14 protein-coding genes are annotated in these 20,146 nt (G+C 75.4%); 4 read left to right on the forward strand and 10 right to left on the reverse strand.

Annotation, left to right across the window (positions count from 1 at the left end; genetic code table 11):
* Positions 1-11: 11 nt before the first annotated feature.
* Complete coding sequence (locus ACQP1P_RS12385) at positions 12-905, reverse strand: EamA family transporter (RefSeq protein WP_433086123.1); 894 nt, start codon at positions 903-905, stop codon at positions 12-14.
* 56 nt (positions 906-961) lie between these two features.
* Here ACQP1P_RS12385 and ACQP1P_RS12390 point away from each other — a divergent pair, with 56 nt between their 5' ends.
* The gene (locus ACQP1P_RS12390) at positions 962-1,447 is read left to right on the forward strand and encodes a MarR family winged helix-turn-helix transcriptional regulator (RefSeq protein ID WP_433086125.1); all 486 of its coding nucleotides are present in this window, start codon (positions 962-964) and stop codon (positions 1,445-1,447) included.
* A gap of 17 nt (positions 1,448-1,464) precedes the next feature.
* Here ACQP1P_RS12390 and ACQP1P_RS12395 read toward each other — a convergent pair whose 3' ends face one another.
* The 3 genes from ACQP1P_RS12395 to ACQP1P_RS12405 all read right to left on the reverse strand — a co-directional run bounded on the left by ACQP1P_RS12395 (position 1,465) and on the right by ACQP1P_RS12405 (position 4,603).
* Positions 1,465-2,244: a methyltransferase domain-containing protein gene (locus tag ACQP1P_RS12395; RefSeq protein WP_433086127.1), complete on the reverse strand. Its 780-nt coding sequence runs from the start codon at positions 2,242-2,244 to the stop codon at positions 1,465-1,467.
* A 242-nt stretch (positions 2,245-2,486) separates the two neighbouring features.
* Entirely contained in the window at positions 2,487-2,990 is a 504-nt protein-coding gene (locus ACQP1P_RS12400) for a hypothetical protein (protein ID WP_433086129.1), read from the reverse strand.
* Between the two features lie 2 nt (positions 2,991-2,992).
* Positions 2,993-4,603, reverse strand: coding sequence for an Hsp70 family protein (locus tag ACQP1P_RS12405; protein ID WP_433086131.1), 1,611 nt, complete (start codon positions 4,601-4,603; stop codon positions 2,993-2,995).
* A gap of 1,359 nt (positions 4,604-5,962) precedes the next feature.
* Here ACQP1P_RS12405 and ACQP1P_RS12410 point away from each other — a divergent pair.
* The 3 genes from ACQP1P_RS12410 to ACQP1P_RS12420 all read left to right on the forward strand — a co-directional run bounded on the left by ACQP1P_RS12410 (position 5,963) and on the right by ACQP1P_RS12420 (position 13,197).
* Positions 5,963-7,714: a hypothetical protein gene (locus ACQP1P_RS12410; protein WP_433086133.1), complete on the forward strand. Its 1,752-nt coding sequence runs from the start codon at positions 5,963-5,965 to the stop codon at positions 7,712-7,714.
* Entirely contained in the window at positions 7,711-10,737 is a 3,027-nt protein-coding gene (locus tag ACQP1P_RS12415) for an FtsX-like permease family protein (protein WP_433086135.1), read from the forward strand. The genes ACQP1P_RS12410 and ACQP1P_RS12415 overlap by 4 nt, the downstream gene beginning before the upstream one ends.
* A gap of 1,875 nt (positions 10,738-12,612) precedes the next feature.
* Positions 12,613-13,197, forward strand: coding sequence for a transposase family protein (locus ACQP1P_RS12420; RefSeq protein ID WP_433086137.1), 585 nt, complete (start codon positions 12,613-12,615; stop codon positions 13,195-13,197).
* Positions 13,198-13,796: 599 nt separating this feature from the next.
* On the opposite strand, the gene ACQP1P_RS12425 is transcribed toward ACQP1P_RS12420, so the two are convergent.
* Genes ACQP1P_RS12425 through ACQP1P_RS12450 form a run of 6 tightly spaced genes read right to left on the reverse strand, consistent with a single transcriptional unit; the run spans position 13,797 to position 20,142 of the window.
* Positions 13,797-14,867 carry an endonuclease/exonuclease/phosphatase family protein gene (locus tag ACQP1P_RS12425; RefSeq protein WP_433086139.1) on the reverse strand — a complete coding sequence of 357 codons (1,071 nt, stop codon included), beginning with the start codon at positions 14,865-14,867 and terminating at the stop codon, positions 13,797-13,799.
* Positions 14,864-15,880: a glycosyltransferase family 2 protein gene (locus ACQP1P_RS12430; protein WP_433086141.1), complete on the reverse strand. Its 1,017-nt coding sequence runs from the start codon at positions 15,878-15,880 to the stop codon at positions 14,864-14,866. Before ACQP1P_RS12430 ends, ACQP1P_RS12425 begins: the two co-directional genes overlap by 4 nt.
* Entirely contained in the window at positions 15,877-16,893 is a 1,017-nt protein-coding gene (locus ACQP1P_RS12435; RefSeq protein ID WP_433086143.1) for a glycosyltransferase family 2 protein, read from the reverse strand. The genes ACQP1P_RS12430 and ACQP1P_RS12435 overlap by 4 nt, the downstream gene beginning before the upstream one ends.
* A complete protein-coding gene (locus tag ACQP1P_RS12440; RefSeq protein ID WP_433086145.1) occupies positions 16,890-17,828 on the reverse strand; it encodes a UbiA prenyltransferase family protein in 939 nt (312 codons plus the stop codon). Before ACQP1P_RS12440 ends, ACQP1P_RS12435 begins: the two co-directional genes overlap by 4 nt.
* Positions 17,828-18,838 carry an NAD-dependent epimerase/dehydratase family protein gene (locus ACQP1P_RS12445; RefSeq protein WP_433086147.1) on the reverse strand — a complete coding sequence of 337 codons (1,011 nt, stop codon included), beginning with the start codon at positions 18,836-18,838 and terminating at the stop codon, positions 17,828-17,830. Before ACQP1P_RS12445 ends, ACQP1P_RS12440 begins: the two co-directional genes overlap by 1 nt.
* A complete protein-coding gene (locus ACQP1P_RS12450) occupies positions 18,832-20,142 on the reverse strand; it encodes an aspartate aminotransferase family protein (RefSeq protein ID WP_433089978.1) in 1,311 nt (436 codons plus the stop codon). The genes ACQP1P_RS12445 and ACQP1P_RS12450 overlap by 7 nt, the downstream gene beginning before the upstream one ends.
* Between the last annotated feature and the right edge of the window lie 4 nt (positions 20,143-20,146).

Consider the following 20,146-nt stretch of genomic DNA (forward strand, 5'->3'; position numbering starts at 1 on the left):
GTGCACCAAGGCTACGGCGCGGCGGCGGCCCGCAGCGCGGTTGTCGGCTTGCCGACCCTGCCGGCGCCGGTGCCGATCAGCACCGCGGCCAGCACGATCACGGCCCCGGCGAGCTGCCCGGGCGACAGTGACTGGCCCAGCGCCAGCCAGCCGGCGGCGGCCGCGACGACGGGGCTGAGCAGGCCGAGCAGGGTCACCTGGGCGGGCGGGAGGGTCGTCACGCCGCGGAACCACAGCAGGTAGGCCCCGGCGGTGCCGACCAGCGAGAGGTACCCGAATCCGGCCGCGTTCGCCCAGCTCAGGGCGGGCGGGAGCCCCTCGGCGAGCAGGGCCGCGGGGGCGAGCAGGAGGCCGCCGACGGTGAGCTGCCAGCCGGTCAGGGCGATCAGGGCGGTCCGGCGATCACCCTGACCGGCGGGCAGTCCCCAGCGCCGGCCGAGGACCGTGCCGAGGGACATGGACACCATGCCGCCCGCGGCCGCCGCGAGGCCGATCGGGTCCAGCGCCGTGGCCGAGCGCAGGACCAGCAGCGCGACGCCGAGCACGCCCGCGGCCGCGGCCGCGAGCACCGTGCGGGAGGGGCGGGTGCCGAGCAGCCCGAACGCGAGCGCGGCGACCACGAACGGGCCGAGCGCGCCGAGGACGGCCGCGACGCCTCCGGGGAGCCGGTACGCGGCCACGAACAGCAGCGCGAAGAACAGCCCGATGTTGAGCGTGCCGAGCACCGCCGATCGCCACCACCAGGCGCCCCTCGGCAGCGCGCGGGCCGCGGCGACGAGCAGCAGCCCGGCGGGCAGCGCGCGCAGGGTGCCGGCCAGCAGCGGCCGGCCGGGCGGCAGCAGCTCGGTGGTGACCAGGTACGTGGTTCCCCACAGCGCGGGGGCGATGGCCGTCAGGTGCCTCATGACTAAGTAGCTTACAACTAAGCTACTTAGACGCAAGGGGGTGCTAGAGTTCCGGCATGGACGACGTCGACCGGATCGTGGCCCAGTGGGGGCGGGAGCGGCCGGAGCTGCGCACCGACGCGATGGCCGTGTTCGGGCGGATCTACCGCCTGGCCCGGGTGGTCGGGGACCGGCAGGAGAAGGTGTACTCCGGCCTGGGCATCAACCGCGGCGAGTTCGACGTGCTCGCCACCCTGCGCCGGGCCGGGGAGCCGTTCCAGCTGTCCCCGAAGGCGCTGAGCGCGTCGCTGATGCTGACCACGGGCGGGATGACGGGCCGGCTCGACCGCCTCGAGCGGGCCGGCCTGGTGACCCGCTCCCCGGACCCGGCCGACCGGCGCGGCCTCGTGATCACGCTGACCGGCCGCGGCCGCGAGGTCATCGACGAGGCGGTCGTCGTGGGGCTGGACGCGCAGCGCGAGGTGCTGGAGCGCCTGCCGGAGGCGAGCCGCAGGCGCCTGTCGGCCCTGCTGCGCGACCTGCTCGCGGCGGCCGAGGCCTGACCCCGGGGGCGGCGGAGTCAGACGGTGGCGGTCGCCACCCACATCGTCAGCGTCGCCAGGAAGTCGCCGCGCTCGCCCGCCTCGCCCAGCGCGCCGAACCAGTCCTCGCGCAGGTCGTCCGGGATCAGGCCGGACTCGGCCGGCACCATCGGGTTGACCATCGGCAGCACGGCGGCGGCGGCGAGGGGGTCGGGGAAGTACAGCGCGACCGGCACCGCGCGCACCTCGCGCAGCCCCGCGCCCAGCAGCCGCCGCCGCAGCGTGCGGCCCATGTCCAGGTGCTGGCCGACCACGGTCGCGAGCAGGTGCTCGCGGACCCGGGCGACCAGCGGCCGGGGCAGCCCGTCGACGGCGACCGACTCCCAGTCGGTGTCGACGAGGCACACGCGCCCGCCGGCCCGGGTGACCCGGGCCAGCTCCGCCACGGCGACGTCGGGCTCGGCCAGGTGCTGCAGCACCCGCTCGCAGCGCACCGCGTCGAACCAGCGATCCGGGAAGTCCAGGGCGGTCACGTCGCCCTGGGTGTACCGCACGCGGGTCCCCTCGTCGCGGGCGAGCGCCGCGGCGATCGCGTCGGGCGAGGCGTCGAGCGCCACGATCGCGCCGCTGCCGCACAGCCGGGTCGCCAGCAGCCGCGCGACCTCGCCGGTCCCGGCCCCGGCGTCGAGGATGCGCTGCCCCGGCTCGAGGTGCAGCGCGGCGAACGCGACCTCGCGCACGCGCTGGATCTCGGGGTTCGCGGCCACCTGGTCCAGCGCCCCGATGAGCCGCCCGCGGGGATCCGGATCGTTCGCCATCCCGCCAGTCTGGCCCGGCGGCACGCCGCCTGACTGCCCGGAATCCGATCGTCAATCCGACATCAGGCGGACAAGCGGGCCGCGGTGGGACTGGAAGGGGGCCACGGCCACCCCGGCTCCTTGGCGCGCCCGTCCCACCGGCGCAGCCGCACGGCGTCGCCGGAGTACTCGGTCGCCGGCGGGGAGACCGCCGGTCGTCAGCGGCGGCCGGGATGGACACCAACCGGGGCGGCCCCGTCCGGCTAGGTCCGGGCGGCGCGTTGCCAGCGCAGGCCGACGATCAGGGCAAGCGCGCCCGCGACCGCGTAGCCGAGCATCCACAGCAGCACCCGGCTGCCGGTCGTACCATCGAACGCCATGAACATCGCCCCGGCGAGCAGGGCGCAGCCGGGCACGACGGCGAGGACGGCGGCCAGGCGGTCCAGCACGGCCGGGCCGGGCCGGCTCAGGCGGTAGCCCCGCAGCGTCGCGGCCAGGACGAGCCCGAGCACCACCAGCCAGTCGAAGGGCAGCTCCAGCGGTCGCGGCGAGGCGAGCGCCGCGACGATCGCGGCGACGGCCACGGCCGCCACCGCCCAGGTCTCGGCGCCGCCCCCGAGCGGCTTCGGCGCGGCCGGGGCGTCGTCGGCCTCGGCCGGCTCCGAGCGTGCGGTCCGGGTCGCCCAGACCGCGATCGCGGTGGCGCCGAGGGCGATGACGGCGCCGGTGTTCGCCTGATCGGACAGGTAGGACGCGAAGTCGGCCACTGTCACATCACCGCCAGATAGTGGGCCGCCGTAACCGCGACCGTCAGGGCGCCGAGGGCGATGGCGACCCAGTCGAGGGCCCGGGGCCCCGCGCGGCGCAGCCGCACGAACCGCCAGCCGACGGCGAGCGCGAAGCCGGCACCGGCGATGAGCCCGACGCCGGTCACCCCCCGGCCGAGGACGCTCGGCAGGAGCAGCAGCAGGGCCGCGAACGCGGCTGCCACCAGGGCGAACAGCTCCTGGAACCCGGTGCCGACCCCTGAGCCGCGCCGCGCCGCCTTCGCCGCCTCCGGGGGTGCTTGCGGTGCGGGTTCCGGCGGATCGGGCCAGAGCCGCTCGTCGACCGGCGCGGCTGTGATCGGCGCGGCTGTGATCGGTGTTGCCGGCACCGGCGTGGCAGTGGTCGGGGCGGCGGCGAGCGGTGCGGCCACGACCGGCGGTGCGGCGACCGGCGGTGCCGCGACCGGCGGTGCGGCGACCGGCGGTGCCGGAACGGGCGGTGCGGCAACGGGCGGTGCCGCGGTGGTGACGGGCGCGGCGGCGGCCATCGTGGCCAGGTGCAGGGCGCCCTCGGCGACCACCAGCTGCGGCTCCTCCAGCACCGTCGGGGCGACGCCCGTGGCGCGGTGCAGCATGGTGGCGATCAGGGGCGTACGGGTACCGCCGCCGACGAGGAACCACCCGGCGACCGCATCCGGCCGGACCCGGGCCTCCTTGAGCGTGGTCAGGGCCAGCTGCACGGTGCGGGCCAGGACCGGCTCGGCCGCGGCGTCGAACTGCTGCCGCGTGAAGAGCACCTCCTGGTCCGCCACCGGGACGAACATGCTCGCCGAGGACTCCCGCGACAGCGTCTCGCGCAGGTGCCGGGCGTCGGTCCACAGCATCGTGACGTGGCGCAGGTCGGCGGCCGACTGCGGCGCCGCGAGCCGGGCCCAGGTGCCGGGCGCGGCCGGTTCGACGACCGTGCGGGCGTGCGCCACGACCAGCGCGTCGAGGTCGAGGCCGCCGACGTCGTCGAGGCCGCGGCAGGCCAGGTCCCGGAATCCGTCGGCGGTGCGCTGCACCACGCTGGCGTCGAACGTCCCGGCGCCGAGGTCGTAGACGACCACGCATTGACCCGGCTGTACCGCATGACCGAGCACGGCCGCGAAGTAGGTGGCGGCCGCGACGGGCTCGGCGACCAGGGCCGGCACCGGCAGCCCGGCCAGCGCGGCGGCGTCGAGCAGCACCTGGCGGCGGGCCGAGCCCCAGGTCGCGGGGCACGTCATGGTCAGCGTCGCGGGCGGGCCGCCGAGGGTGCGCAGCGCCTCCGCGCGCACGCGGGTCAGGGTCGCCGCCACCAGCTCGGGCACCGGCACGGCGCGGTCGCCGAGCAGCACCTCGAGGTCGTCGATGCGCCGCTTGGGGTTCGGCTCGTAGCGGGCCGGGTCGAGGCGCGCGGCGTGCTCGGCGTCGCGGCCGACGAGCAGGCGCCCGGCGTCGTTGCGGAACACGGCCGAGGGCAGCAGCGGCGAGGAGTCGAACAGCAGCGGGCGCACCTTGCCGCCGGGATGGCGCAGTACGGCCACGGTGCTCGACGTTCCGTAGTCGATTCCGAGCGCGGCGTCCGGCACGCCGCGAAGCATAGGGATGCCGTGCGGCACACGGCGATCGGTCGATCGGCTCGCGAAAACTGTCGGACCCGCCGCGTAAGGTGCCCATTGCGATCGACCCCGAAGGAGGCCCTCCGTGCTCGGACTGGTGCTCAGCGCGCTACGGGCGCGCGCCGCGCAGGCGTGGGCCGTGTTCGTCCTCGCCGTGCTGCTCGTGACCTCGGCCGCCGCCGGGCCGTGGTTCGCCGCCGGGGCCGAGCGCCGGGCCGCCGCGGCCGATGTCGCCGCCGCGCCCGCGGCCGAGCGCACGATCTCCGTGCGCCGCCAGACCAACGCGGACGGCGATCCGCGCTCGGCGCTGGACGCCTACCGCGACACCGTCGAGCGGCTGCTGCCCGGAACCGGTCGCCTCGGCATCACCGCGAGCATGCTGCTGGACGGCGCCGAGACCACGCCCAAGGTCTCGGTCGCCCACCGCGACGACGTCTGCGAGCACCTCCGGCTCGACGGGCGCTGCCCCCGGGCCGCGGGTGAGGTGCTGGTCAGCGCCGCCACCGCCGACGCGCTCGGGCTGCACACCGGCGACGCGCTCACGCTGCGCAACCAGCCGCGGGCGAAGCCGGTGCCGGTGACCGTCGTCGGGCGCTACGAGCTCGCCGACCCCGGCGGCGTCTACTGGGGCGACTCGCTGTTCCGCGCCGACGCCGGCGGGCTCGACCCGCTGTTCACCGCCGTCGACACGTTCGAGAGCCCGCAGCTGGCCGGGCCGGTGTTCGTCTACACCGCGGAGCTGCCCGAGTCCGCGTTCACCGACCCCGGCTCCCCGGCCGCTGAGCGGCTGCGCGCGGCCGACCTCGCGCTGAGCCGCGGCGGGATGACGCTCGTCGCGCCCGGGCAGCAGCTCGTCGACCGGATCACCGCCGACCGGGCCGCGATCCGGGGCGGGGCGCTCGCCGGGACCCTCGGCACCGTGGTGCTGTGCTGGTTCGCGCTCGCCCTGGCCGGCCGGCAGACCGCGCGCGAACGGCGCGGGGACGCGGCGCTGCTGCAGCTGCGCGGCGGATCCCGGCGGCGGGCGCTGCGGCTGGGGGTGGGGCAGCTGGCCGTGCCGTTGCTCGCCGCCCTGCCGCTCGGGCTCGCGCTCGGATGGCTGGCCGGGCGCCTGCTCGGGGGCCCGCGGCCGGGTTCGCGCCGCCGTTCGACGGGGCGCTCGGGCCGTGGCTGCCGGCCGGGCTCGCCGCCGTCGCCGGGGTGCTCGGCGGGCTGGCCGCGCTCGCCGCCGGGGAGCTGGCGGTGCTGCGGGCACCGGTGGGGGCGCTGCTGCGGAGGGTGCCGTCGCCGGGAAGGGCGCGCCGGGCCGCCGTCGACGTGGTCCTCGTCGTGCTCGCCGGGTTCGCCGCCGCCCAGCTGTGGGGGACCGGGCTGCGCACCGCCGTGCCGCTGCTCGTCGCCGTCGTCGTCGCCGTGGCCGCCGCCCGGATGCTCGCCACCGCCGCCTCCCGGGCCGGGGCGGGCGCGCTGCGGGCGGGGCGGCTGCGGGCCGGGTTCGCCGCCGTCGCGCTGTCCCGCCAGCCCGGCGCCGACCGGCTGATGGCCCTCGTCGCGGTCGCGGTCGCCGGCCTGTGCGCCGCGACCGGGGGCTGGCTCGCCGGGTTCGACGCCCGCGACTCGCGCGCCGTGCAGGAGCTCGGCGCGCCGCGGGTGCTCACCGTCCGGGCCGCCAACCCGACCGCGCTGCTCGGTGCCGTACGCCGCGCCGACCCCGGCGGCCGGGAGGCGATGGCGGCCGTCGTCGACGCGGCCGCGACCCCGCCCGTCGTCGCCGTCGACGCGGCCCGGCTCCCGGCGGTGGCGGCCTGGCTGCCGCAGTGGGGACCCCGGCCCGCGGTCGTCCCGCCCGGCACCGGCGCCGACGCGCCCGCGGTCACCGGCGGCCGGCTCGTGCTGCGCGCCCGCAACGACGGCGCCGAGCCGGTCCGGCTCGCCGTCGCGGTGCAGAACACCGTCACCGGCCGGTCGGCCCGGCTCACCCTCGGCCCCGTCGACCCCGGCGAGCACGAGGCCGCCGCCGACGTCGCCGGCTGCGCCGAGGGCTGCCGGGTGGTCAGCCTCGACCTGCTCCAGCCCCGGCCCGCGAACGCCGACGACGCCCCGCCGAAGGCCGGGCCCGACACCCCGCCCAGCGACGCCGCCGCGGCCGTGCTCACCATCACCGAGCTGCGCCAGGAGGCCCCGGCCGGGCGCGTGCTCGACGCGGCGTTCCTCGGCGACCCGCGGCAGTGGCGCACCGGCGCCACCGGCCCCGCGATGCAGGTCAGCGCGCGGCAGGGGGCGCTCACGCTCACGCTGCCCGACGTGGCCTGGAACTTCGACGACCGGGTCTACGTGATGGCCGCCGCGCTGCCGCTGCCCGCCGTCCTCGCCGGCGAGGCCCCGGCCCCGTGGCGCCTCGGCGACCCCACGCTCGACCTCTTCGGCGGCGGCACCGTCCCCGTCCACGTCGCCGGGACCGCGCCGATGCTGCCCGTCGTCGGCGGCTCCGGCGTCCTCGTCGACCTCGACGCCGCCCAGCGCCTCGGCGCCGGCGGGTCCTCGGCCGGCACCTACCAGGTGTGGCTCGCCGCCGGGGCCGGGGCCGGCGTCGAGGAGCGGCTCCGCGCCGCCGGCCTGACGATCCTCGGCGCCGACGACACCGGGGCGCGGGCGGCCCGGTTCGCCGCCCGCGGGCCCGCCGTGGCCGAGCGCTACCGGCTCTTCGCCGCCGTCCTCGGGCTGCTCGCCGCGGCCGCCGCCCTCGCCGTCGCGGTCGCCGCCGAGCGCCGCCAGCGCGGCGCCGACCTGCTGGCCCTGCGCGTGCAGGGGCTCGCCGCGCGCACCGCCGCGACCGCCGGCCGGGCCGGGTCCGGCGCCGTCGTCCTCGCCGGGGCGCTGACCGGGCTGCTCGCCGCGATCGTGGCGCGCTTCGCGTCCGGGCCCTCGCTGCCGTACTTCGCCGACGGCTGGAACCCGCCCGACCCGCCCGAGCCCTTGCCGCCGCTGCCCCTGCTCGCGACCGCCGCCGCGGCCCTGCTCCTGCTCGCCCTCGTCTGGCGGGCCGCCACCGCCGGGCGCGCCGAAGGGAAGACCCGATGATCTCGCTGCTGCTGTCGATGCTGCGGGCCCGGCGCGGCCAGGCGCTCGTGCTGGCGCTGCTGTCGCTGTTCGCGGTCGCGGCCGCCGTCGCGGCCCCGGCCTACCTGCAGGCCGTCGACCGCTCCATCGTCGCCGGGCAGGTGGAGACGGCCGCGGCGCGGGAGCGCTCGCTGAGCATCACCGCCACCGTCAACGCCCGCGACGCGGACGGGTTCAACTTCACCGACGTCGCCGGCGGCCTCGTGGACCTGCCCGGGTTCGACCGGGTCTACGGCGCCGACTTCCCCGCGGTCGGCATCGAGCCGGACAGGGTGCGCGCGTCGCGGGTGACCTACCGCCAGGACACCTGCGCCCACCTGACCATCGTCGCCGGGCGCTGCCTGGCCGGAGCCGGCGACGTGGTCCTCGGCGAGCAGACCGCGGCGCGGCTGCGCCTCGGCCCCGGCGACCCGATCACGCTGACGTTCGCGGCCCTCGGCGGCAGCAACTCCCAGCCGACCTACGTCCCCGACGGCACCCCGGCCCGGCTCATCGTCGCCGGCACCTACCGGCCCGCGAACCCGGCCGAGACCTACTGGGGCGGCCACGGGTACTTCGACCTCGACAGCGCCGGCCGGCCCGGCGAGCCGGTCTTCACCGGCGCCGCGACCATGGCCGCGATGGACCACGGCACCACCACGCTGTCCGTCGACGTGACCGCCGGACCCGCCGCCCTCACCGCCGCCGGGCTGCCCGACACCCGCCGCCGCCTCGCCGAGCTGAAGACCCGCGCCACCCAGCTCGGCCAGGGGCTCGTCGTCACCACCGAGATGCCCCGGCTGTTCGCGCGCATCGACGCCAGCCAGGAGCTGGCCCGCCACAGCGTCCCGACCGGCGCCGCCCCGCTGCTGCTGCTCGCCTACGCGGTGCTGTTCATCGCCGCCGACTACGCCACCACCGGGCGCCGGCCCGAGCTCGCCGTCGTCGCGCTGCGCGGCGCCCGCTGGTGGACCCGCTGGTGGCTGACCCTCGGCGAGGGGCTGGCGGCGATCCTGCTCGGCGGGCTGGCCGGGTGCGTCGCCGGGCAGCTGCTCGTCGCCGCCCTCGTCGCCTGGCGCTTCCCCGGCGTCGGGGCGCCGGTGTTCACCGTGGACGCGCTGCGGTACGCCCCGCTCGCCCTCCTCGGCGCGATCGCGGCCGCGCTCGTGGCCCAGCGCCGGCACCTGGCCGCGCCGGTCGCCGGGCTGCTGCGGCGCATCTCCCGCCGCGCCGCCGGCTGGCGGGTGCGCACCGGCGAGGCCGTCGTCGCCGTGCTCGCCGCCGCCGCGACCGTCCAGCTGTTCCTCACCGGCGGCTCCCTCACCGGCGTCGCGATCGTCGCGCCCGCCCTGGTGATCCTCGCGCTCGCGCTGCTCACCGCCCGGGCGGTCACGCCGCTGGCCCGATTCGCCGGCACCCGGGCGCTGCGCCGGGGCCGGCTCACCACCGCGCTCGCCGCGTTCCAGCTGTCCCGCCGGGCCGGGGCCCAGCGGCTCATCCTGCTGCTCGTGGCGGCCGTGGCCGTGCTCGGCTACGCCGTGACCGCCACCGACCTCGCGGCCCGCGACCGCGACCTCGCCGCGCAGATCTCCACCGGCGCGCCCCGGGTGCTCACCGTCGCCTCCGTCGGCCGCGAGCAGCTGCTGCAGGCCGTGCGGGCCGCGGACCCCGCCGGCGCCTACGCGATGGCCGTGGTCGAGCTGCCCGCCGGGCGCCCCGGCGAGGCGCCGCGCCTGGCCGTCGACACCACCCGCCTCGCGGCCGCGTCCACCTGGCTCGGCGCCTACGGCGACACCGACCCGGCCCGCCTCGCCGAGCGCCTGCGCCCGCCCGTGCGCGACGCCGGGCTGACCATCCCCGGCCAGGACGTCACCATCGACGCGACCGTCACCGGCGCCCGCCCCGACAACCCGGTCGCGCTGAAGCTCGTGCTCGCCGGCCCGCACGGCCGGGCCAACGTCGACCTCGGCGCCGTGCACAACGGCCCCGGCACCTACCAGCAGCGCGTCGGCGACTGCGCGGACGGCTGCCGGCTCGTAGGCGTGCACCTCACGAACCTGGAACCGGCCGCGACCGCGACCCGCCTCACCGTCGTGCTCAACGCCGTGCGCACGATCAACCCGGCCCGCACCGCGGCCACCGGCGCCCAGCTCGCCGACCTGGCCCGCTGGCGCTCCGCCGACGCGACGCTCACCGCCGCGCCCGACGGCCTGCGGATCGGCGTCGACGCCCCCGACGGGCTGCCGCACGGGGCGTGGGTGCAGCCGGCGGAGGTGCCGCTCCCGCTCCCCGTCGCCGCCACCGCCCCCGCCGGGACCATGCGCGGCCTCGACGGCCTCGACATCCCGGTCACCGTCGCCGCGCGCCTCGCCGCCGTCCCGCGGCTCGGCCTCGACGGGACCATCGTCGACCTCGAATACGCCGAGCGCCTCAGCACCGACTCCGGCATCGCCAACGCCCCCGAGGTCTGGCTCGGCCCGGCCGCCCCGCCGGACGTCCTCAACCGCCTCGCCGCCCAGGGCCTCGTCGTCGTCGGCGACACGGGCATCGCCGACGCGCGGGCCCGCCTGGCCGCGCAGGGCCCGGCCCTGTCCCTGTGGTTCCACGTGCTGGCGGGCGCGCTCGCGGTCCTGCTCGCCGCGGGCGGCCTGGCACTGGTCATCGCCGTGGACCGCCGCGACCGGCGCGCCGACCTGGCCGCCCTGCGCGCCCAGGGCCTGCCCCGCCGCGCGGCGGCGCGGGTCGCGCTGTGGACCTACCCGGCCCTGGTCCTCGCGGCCGCGCCGCCGGGCCTGGCCACGGCCCTGATCGCGTGGCGCCTGACGGGCTGGGCACTGCCCGTGTTCGGCGAACCGATGCCGGCCCTGCCGCTGCCGCACTGGCCCACGGGCCCGGCCGTACCACTGGCGTGGCTGCTGACGCTGCTCCTGCTGGTCACGGTGGCGGCATCGACGGCCCGCGCCACGACGCCCCCACCCCACCACCCACGCCCAGCAACGAACTGACGCCGCCGCTCACCACTTCCCGTGCGCGGGGACCGTGCTGCGGCGTTCCCCACTTCCCGTGCGCTGGACCGTGCTGCGGCCTTCGCCGCGCTTCGCGTGCGCTGGGACCGTGCTGTGGCGTTCGCCGCTTCGTGTGCGCTGGACGGTGTTGTGGCGTTCGCCGCTTCGTGTGCGCTGGACCGTGCTGGGGCGTTCCCCACTTCCCGTGCGCTGGACCGTGCTGTGGCGTTTGCCGCTTCGTGTGCGCTGGACGGTGTTGTGGCGTTCGCCGCTTCGTGTGCGCTGGACCGTGCTGGGGCGTTCGCCGCTTCGTGTGCGCTGGGAGCGTGCTGGGGCGTTCGCCGCTTCGTGTGCGCGGCAGCGCCCCCACGGGCTCCGCGCGCTACCGCCGGCACGGCTGCTCGCCCCCGCGGTTCAGCTTGGCGGCGTCGACTACTCGGGCCGCAACATCTCCGCTTCGCAACGCCCCGCCGTCCCACGGTGCGCCCCGCGCTGTTAAACGCCGCTTTGTCCCGCGCCGCGCCGTGCGCTGCCCTGCCCCGCGTTGTCCTGCGGCGTTCCGCGGTGTGCAAGCCGTGCCGTCCCACAGCGCGTCGTCCCGTGCCGGCCCGCGTGCGCGCCGCGGCGAACCGGACCCGCGGCGGCCTCTCGACGGCCCGGCGCCGAGCGATTCCGGCCCCGGACAGCAGGCGAGCCCGCGGCGAACGGCGCAGGCGGGGCACCCGACGGCGAGTCCGTCGTCTCAGCCGCACCAGCCGGCCGCGCGTGCTGCCGAGCTGGTTGGCCTGCGCCGGCCGAGCACCATGACCACATGCCCGCGGGCCATCTCCGATGACGCCGGCTCGGGCGTGCCCACCCCCGCCAACAGCGTCACCAACGGTCGCCTGCCGCTGAACGCGATCACGTCGACAACACGATGCCGGGTGCGCAACGGGCTGCCGGTGCATGCTGGCCGGCCGCGTCAAAGGCCGCTGGTGAATGGCACTTTGAAATGTTCACCATGTGCGTGGCGGCGTGGTCGGTGATCGTGGCTCGGGTCGTATTCTGGGATAATTCTGGGTATGGGGCAGATGCAATTGTTCAGCCCGCGCGAGTTGGCTGCTTTGCGGGATCGTACGAAAGCGCGGAACTGGTGGCCGGAAAAGGACGATTTCCGGAAGGAGGCGCAGCGGCGGCGTGACTGGGGGCTGGCACGCCGGCACGCGGAGAAGCTGCGCCGAATCCACGAAGCCGCCCCATCGGTGCCGTTACCACCAGCGCGAATGCCTGAGCAAAGGGTCGGTGAGCGCCACAGTTCGACCGGTGCTGCGGCCGCACCGCCTCCCAGCCTGCACCCCGAAGAAAGCGTGCCGACAAATCCGGCACCCGATCCCGCCGAACATTTTGACCACCATGCCACAATGATACCGGCCAGGATATCGGAACAATCGCGTCGGCCCGCCAGGAGAAGCCCCCTCCGCGTCCGCATAGAATTTTGCGCCGCGATTCTGCCTTGCCGCAATCCCGCTGGCCACCCGTTCGCGGGAAGCCTGACCCGAGCCGCCAGCGCCGGCCCCGGAGGCGGCCCCGGAGGCGTTGGGCCGGATGGTCGGGTGGTGGTTGATTCGCTTCGCGGTGGAGGGGTGCATGACCAGGGCTGTGTTCGTCGGCGTGCGCGCGGCGCTCCCCGGTCGACCTGGCCGCGGCGGTCGGAAACGCCCGGGCGTCGCCTGACCGAAGCCAAGGCCCCCGGCAAAGTCGTGGTGGGTGTCCGGCTTGAGGTTATTGGTGTAGACGCGCCCTTGATCGAGGCGGGCAGGACGGGCAGGACGGGCACGACCGGCTCAGAAGATCATCGAGGTTCCTACGCCTCGTTGACCGTTCCCGAAGTGAGTCATGCTCGCATCGCCATCGTCGCTGATCGCCGCGTTGTCCGCCGCACCGACCGGGCTCTGCCCTCCGGAGTTGACCATCGGCCGGTCCGCGGCCTTGGCCGGGGTACCCGGTCCCCGCGACCGCCGGGGCATCCGCCGTCGCTTTTCGGTGGTGGTCGCGGTCGCGGTCTGTGCGGGGGTGGCCGGCTATCGTTCCTGCACCGCGATCGCCGAATGGGTCGCGGACCTTCCCGCCGACGCCGCGGTGCTGCTGGACATCGACGCGGACCGCCGGCCGTCCGAGACGATGATCCGCAGGCTGCGGCAAGCCCTTGACGCCGATCTGCTCGCCGCGGCGATCGGAACCTGGCTCGCCAACAAGGATTCCGGCACTACAGCCCGGATGCAGGCCAGCGATGGCCGTGGACGGCGAGACCCTGCGCGGCTCACGCACCCGCGACAGCCCGGCACGGCATGTCCTGGCCGCCGCGGACCGCTCCGCCGGCGCCGTGCTCGCCGGCACCGACGTCGACATCGAGACCGACGAGATCGCGGGGCTTCTGCGTGCTTCTGGAACACCTCGACGATCTGCGCGGCGTCGCGGTGACCGCTGACGCGGTGACCGGGATGCAGCAATCGCGGTTGTCGGATCCGTTGCCGGGTGTTACGGCCCGGAGTCCTACCGTCACAACGCACACCTGTGGCGCATGGACCTGCTCGCGCAGGCGGGGCGGCTCGATGCACTCGCCCGGGGGCGATCGGTGTGCACGACGACGGCTGGACCGCCGGCTGTACGAGCAGGGGCGCGACAGCGAACTCCGGCATCGCGCCGAACGCGGCGACAAGACCGCGTTCTGATCGGGACGACGAGCGAGCGGCTCGCCAGGCGGTTGCCGGCATCGATCAGACGGACATGTAGGCGACGCAGCCGCCCCCGCGTGTCGAGCGGACCGGCAGCTGGCAGTGGCGATGATCAATACTTGGACGTCGTTGAGCCGACCTTGCCGGGGCTCTGTTACCGGAGCCGTCTGCCATCGAGCCCGTCACCATCGCGATCGGCGGGGTTCGCTCGGTGTGAGCAAGTCCTGAGCGCCGCCGCGCGGCCGGGTGGCTGGCGGGGTTCGCTGGGCGTTGGCGTGCTCGGTGTGACCCGGTGCGGCGCGCCGCTGCCGAAGGCGAGTCCTGAGCGCCGCCGCGCCGCAAGCGTCACACCGAGATGCGCAGGAGTTGGAAGCTGTGATCGGACTGGCCATCAGTGTGCCCGAAATCGTACGAGTGTACGCGCACCTCCGAAGTCGTGTACGCCCAATCCAGGCGCCACCAGCGTGGCAGGCCGTCGCGGTCGCGCCACGACGCGGGGTAGAACGGCAGCAGCGCGCCCGCGTCGTGCAGGCGTGACGGGATCTTGCGCAGGTCGCCCATCGCGGGGGAGGTGTTGAAGTCGCCCGCCACCAGGATCGGGTTGCGGTTGGCGTCCACGTCCGCGGCGAGGGCGCGCAGCTGCGGCTCGCGCTGGGCGTGCTGGTCGCGCACCGTGCGCCAGAAGGCGCCGTCGAACACGCTCAGGCCGGGGGAGAGCTGGACCGGCAGGTGCAGGTTGTAGACCGACAGGACGGTGCCGGAGCCGAGGTCCACGTCCGTGCGCAGGATCTTGTCGCGCACGAACTCGGCCACCCAGCCGGTGTCGGTCAGGGGGACGTCGGCCGGCAGCGGGTACGTGCGCAGGATCGGCAGCCGCGACACCGTCACCAGCTCGCCCGCGACCGCGATGTGGTAGCCGGGGAACGCCGCCCGCAGGCGGTCCAGGTCGTGGACGGGCGTGGGGACGTCGCCGTCGTTGAGGTACTCCTGCAGCAGGTAGATGTCGGCGTGCTGGCGCTGCAGGAACGGGTAGAAGGGGCCGCCGTCGCTGTCCCAGTACTCGGTGTTCCAGCTGAACACGGTCAGCGCGCCGGGCGGGGGTGTGGTCGGCGACGTCCACAGGGCCGCGACGTTCCAGCCCGAGATGCACACGCCGGGGATGAGGGCGGCCAGGCTCAGCAGGGCCACCGGGCGGCGCAGCCGGCGGATGGGGGCCGCCCCGGCCGCGAGCACGACCGGGACGGCGGTGAACACCAGGGGCGGGACGATGTCGGGGACGAGCCAGAGCCACCACCGTCCACTGAGGACGAGATGCGCGAGCACGAACGCCGGCCACAGGGCCGCCACCACGATCGGCAGCACGGGCCGGGACCGGGCGGGGGCCGGGGCCGGGGCGGGGTCGAGGACGGTCGTCACGCCGTGGCCTCGGCGGGGAAGGTGCGGTCGTAGAGGCGGCGGAACGCGCGCGAGCCGAGCCACTGCACGGCCCCGGCCGCGACCCCCGCGGTGATGGTGACGTTGACGACGAAGTGCACGGCCGCGAACAGGCCGAGGAACGCGGGGCCGTTGCGGCGCAGGACGAACGCGTACATCCCGGCGTCGCAGGCGAGCGAGAGCACGAGCAGGGCCGCCGGGAGCAGCAGGAGGAACGGGCTGAGCAGCGCCAGGGGCAGGGTGACGAGGGACGCGGCCGCGGCGAGGCTGCCCCATGCGCGGGACTGCGTCTCGAAGCCGGAGGCGAAGCGCCGCGCGCGCAGGTAGAGCGGCACCCGCAGCCGGCCGCGGTGGAAGAGCTTGCGCAGCAGGCCCCGCAGCGCGTGGTCGTGGTCGTGGCGGCCGCGGACCTCGCCGGTGAGCACCATCCGCCAGCGGCGGGTCAGCCGGTAGCCGTAGTCGACCTCCTCGGTCTGGCGCAGGTCCGGGTTGAACGGGCCGACGTCGTCGAAGACGTCGCGGCGCAGCGCGCACAGGGCCGGGAAGAGGAACGTGATGTCGCCCTCGGCCGTGATCGACCAGTAGTGGTACTGCAGCCCGCGGTAGCGCGCCGTGACCGTGTCGTGCAGCAGCGGCTCCGGGTCCTCGATGCCGCACACGCAGCCGATCGCCGGGTCGGAGCCGAGGATGCGCACGGCGGTCGCGACGGCGTCGGGGGCGAGGCTGACGTCGGAGTCGACGAAGTACACGATCTCGCCCCTGGTCGCGGCGACGCCGACGTTGCGGGCGTTGCCGCACCCGCCGTTGGCGCCGGTGCTGAGCACCCGCACGCCCAGGCCCTCGGCGACGGCGACGGAGTCGTCGGTGGAGCAGTCGTCGACGACGAGCACCTCGAGGTTGGGGTACGTCTGGTCGAGCACCGAGCGCAGGCAGAGATCGAGGGACTCGGCGTAGTTGTAGTTCGGCACGATGACCGAGACGAGGGGCTCGCTCATCGCGCCAGCTCCGGCACCTCGTACAGGTTGCGGAAGCGGCCCGACCAGAGCCACGCGAGCACGCCCGCGATGGCCGCCGCCGCGATCACGAGGTTCAGCAGGAAGTGCATCGTCACGAAGTACAGCAGGAAGACCGGTGATCGCAACCGCGCCACGAACCGGTGCATCGGCAGGTCCCCGGCCACGAACAGCGCCAGGAACGCGGCCGGCACCAGCCACAGCGCCGGGCCGAGCAGCACCGGCAGCGCGACCGACAGCACCGCGAGCAGCGCGGCGATGCTCACCCAGGCGCGCGGGCCGCTGGTGATGCCGCCCGGGAACGTGGGCTTGCGGATGAACATCGGGATGTGCAGGGCGGTGCGCACGAACACCTTGCGCACGAGCGTCGCGAGGTCGTGGTCGTGGTCGTGCACGCCGCGGACGCGGGGGGAGAGCCAGATCTCGTACCGCTGGGCGAGCCGCCGCCCGTAGTCGGCGTTCTCGGTCTCGCGCAGCCGCGGGTTGAACGGGCCGATCTCGCGGAACACGGCGGCCGGGATCGCCAGCAGCGCCGTGTAGAGGGTGGTGATGCGGCCCTCGTCGGCGATGAGCCAGTACGACTGCTGCAGGCACCGGTACTCCTCCAGCAGGCTGTCGCGGATGAGCGGCACCGGGTCGTAGTTGCCGCACACCGCCCCGATCGCGGGGTCCGAGCGCAGCAGCTGCACGGCGTTGGCCACGGCGTCGGGCTTGGCGGCGACGTCGGAGTCGACGAAGAACAGGATCTCGCCGCTCGCGTGCTCGGCGCCGAGGTTGCGCGCGGCCGCCGGCCCGCCGTTGCGCGGGGTGCGCAGCACGCGGAACCCGAACCCGGCCGCGACCGCGGGCGAGTCGTCGGTGGAGCAGTCGTCGACGACGATCACCTCGAGGTTCGGGTACGTCTGGTCGCGCAGCGCCCGCAGACACAGCGGCAGGGCGCCCGCGTAGTTGTAGTTCGGCACGATGACCGAGACGAGTGGCAGGGCGAGAGTCATGGTCCCATCCAGGTCAGCAGGGTCGGGTGGTGGTGCGCGGTGATGGCCGCGGCGAGCACGAGGCCCACGACGCAGGCGGCGGCCACGATCAGCCGGTCGTGCAGCAGCGCCCGGACCGGGTCGCCGCCGGCCCGGTGGACGTGGATCGCCTGCAGGTACCGGAACGCCGCGAAGAGCCCGGCGGGCGCGGCGACGGCGAGCACCGCCTGCCGGTACGGGTCGACGGGCGCCTCGGTGGCCAGGTACAGCAGGAACGCGCCGGCGGTGAGCGCGAGGTTGAGCCCGAGCAGCTGGTCGGTGAGCGGCAGCGTGTACCCGGCCAGGGCGGGGCGGTGCTCGGGCCCGGCGGTGCCGAGCTCGTGGCGGCGCTTGCCGAGCACGAGCACGAGGCAGCCGGTGAACACGGCGCTGAGCAGGGGCAGGGACACGGGGGCGCCGACCGCGCCGTAGCCGTACAGCACCCGCAGGACGAACCCGGAGGCCACGACGCAGATGTCCAGCGGCGCGGCGTGCTTGAGCCAGCGGCTGTAGGCGACGTTGACGAGCAGGTAGGCCGCGACCGGCCACGGCGGCACGGACGGGCCGAGCAGCAGCAGACTGCCCAGCAGCAGCGCCACGACGGCCCCGAACCCGGCCGCCACCGGCACCGAGATCCGCCCGGCGGCGATCGGCCGGTGCCGCTTGGCCGGATGCAGCCGGTCGGCGCGGCGGTCGCTGATGTCGTTGCCGATGTAGACGAGCACGGCCGCGCACGTGAACACGGCGACCGCCCAGCCCGCCCGGGCCGCCCCGGCCCAGGTCGGGCCGGTGTCGAGCAGCGCCAGCGGCACGGCGAGGAGGTTCTTGGCCCACTGGCGCGGGCGGGCCAGCCGCACCAGCTGCCCGGCCAGGGCGGGCGCGGCGGGAAGGTCGACGGCGGCACCCTCGGCGGACATCAGAAGAAGACCCTCGCGACGGACAGGGCGCCCTGCCGCCACGGGTCCCGGCTGGTGCGGCCCTTGGACGCGAGCGTCTTCTGCGTGCGCCACCACGCGTAGGTGGCCAGGATGGCGTCGCGGTTGGACTGGCGCGGCTCGAAGCCGAGCCGCTCCCGGGCCCGGTCGATGCTCACGTACGAGTCCGCCATGAGCTTGTGCAGCAGCCGCCCGTACACCGGGGAAAGTTTCATGCGCTGCAGGCCCTTCAGCGCCAGCAACGCCGGGCGGGCGGGCACGGACACGACCCGTTTGCCGTGCCCGGCCGCGTCGAGCACCGCCTGGAAGTCCTCGCGCAGCGTCCCGAACTCGGCGGCGGCGAGGTTGTACGTGTCGTTCGCGACGTCCGCCGGCGCGCCGAGCACGGTCACCACCGCGTCGACGAGGTCCTCGACGGCGAACATCTGGATGCGCACGTCGCCGCGGCCCAGCACCGGGAAGTTGCGGCCCTCCTCGGCCCACTCGAACAGCATCGCGAACAACCCCATCCGGCCCGGCCCGAGGAACGTCTTCGGGCGCAGCACGGCCAGGCACATCCCGCCGGCGCGGTGGCGCTCGGCGACCTCCTCGGCCGCGGCCTTCGCCCGGCTGTAGGTGTCGACGGGGCTGCGCGGGTACGACTCCGGCGTCGGCACGACCGTGGGCAGCCCGTAGACGGCCGTCGAGGACACGTGCACGACCCTCGGCACCCGGGCGGCCGCGGCCGCGTCCAGGACGGTGGTGGTGCCGCCGACGATGATCGAGCGGATCTCGTCGGCCGGGTAGCTGGGCAGGGCCGCGGCGCAGTGCACGAGCGCGTCGGCGCCGGCGGCCGCGGCGGCCATGGCGGCCGGGTCGCGCACGTCACCGACGAGCGTGACGGTCGGGGCGGGCCGCAGGTCCACCCCGCGCACGTCGTGGCCGTCGGCGCGCAGCCGCTGCACGAGCCGGGATCCGAGCATGCCGGCGGCGCCGGTGACGACGGTTACCACAGGTTCCCGACCTTCTGCGCGATGAACCGGGTCACCAGGCGGGTGAGGCCCTGATCGAGCACCTTGCCGAGCGCGTCCACCCCGCGCTGGACGTCGTCGAGGTCGGTGACCAGCGACGGGCCGAGCACCAGGGGATTGCGGCCGTTGAGGGTGTAGTAGGCGAAGATGTCGTGGTCGCGGTACAGCGCGTTGATCACCGCGCACGTGATGAGCTTCGTCTTGAACCGCGGGTCCTTGTTCATCCCGCCCGGCGCGAGCCTCGCCACGAGGTCCAGCAGCGCCGGGCCGCCGTCGATGAACACGCCCCACAGCGCGCCCGCCCCGGCGACGTGGCTCACCGCGTCGGGGTACTGCTTCGCCAGCCCCTGCAGCCCGGGCTCGAGCACCCGCCCGATCGCGCGGGCCCGTGCGGGGTAGTCGTCCTCGACCACGACGTTGATCGCCTCGATCGCGGTCGCGCACTCCTCGCCGAAGCCGTAGTACGTCGTGCTGGTCGACTGCAGCAGGGCGTCGCCGAGATTGTCGTAGGCCTTGCGGAAGATCTTCTCCCGGGCGACGAACGCGGAGATCGACGACTTGCCGCCGCCGAACGCCTTCGAGGTGGTGAGCACGTCCGGGACGAGTCCGTCGTACCGCATGAAATAGAACAGCTCGCCGGTCTTTCCCCAGCCGGTGTAGATCTCGTCGAAGATCAGCACGATCTCGTGCTCGGTGCACAGCCGGCGCACCTCACGCAGGAACCCCTCGTCGCACCACGACATCGTCGAGGCGCTGAACGGCTCGACGATCAACGCGTAGACGTCGCCGGCGTGCTCGCGAATCGCGGCCCGCACCGAATCGACGTCGCCGTAGGTGAATGTCGCGATTCCCGGGATTGTCGGGAAATCGAAGTGCGGCTGCCCGGTCAGCCCGCCGGAGCCGAGGAGTTTTCCGTGAAATCCGATATCCGCGCGCAGGATGGTGCGGCGCCGCCCGCCGTGGTACTTGTACGCCAGCTTCACCGCGCCTTCCACCGCCTCGGCGCCCGAGTTCGGCAGAAAGGACATGTTCAGGTCGCCGGGCAGGAGCTGGGCGAGGTTGTGCCCGAGCGCGGCCAGATACGGCGAGAAGTACGTCTTGTGCACCTCCATGCGCCGCTGTTCGGCGAAGTGGCGCCGGGCGGCGAGAATGCGCGGGTGGTTGTGCCCGTGGTTGAGCACGCCGACGCCCCCGGTGAGGTCGAGGATGCGGCGGCCGTCGCGCTGCTCGAGGTACGCGCCCTCGGCCCGGTCGACCAATTCCCGGCCGAACCCGAACGACGTCATCAGG

This window comes from Dactylosporangium sp. CA-052675, assembly GCF_050947935.1.
Lineage (GTDB): Bacteria > Actinomycetota > Actinomycetes > Mycobacteriales > Micromonosporaceae > Dactylosporangium.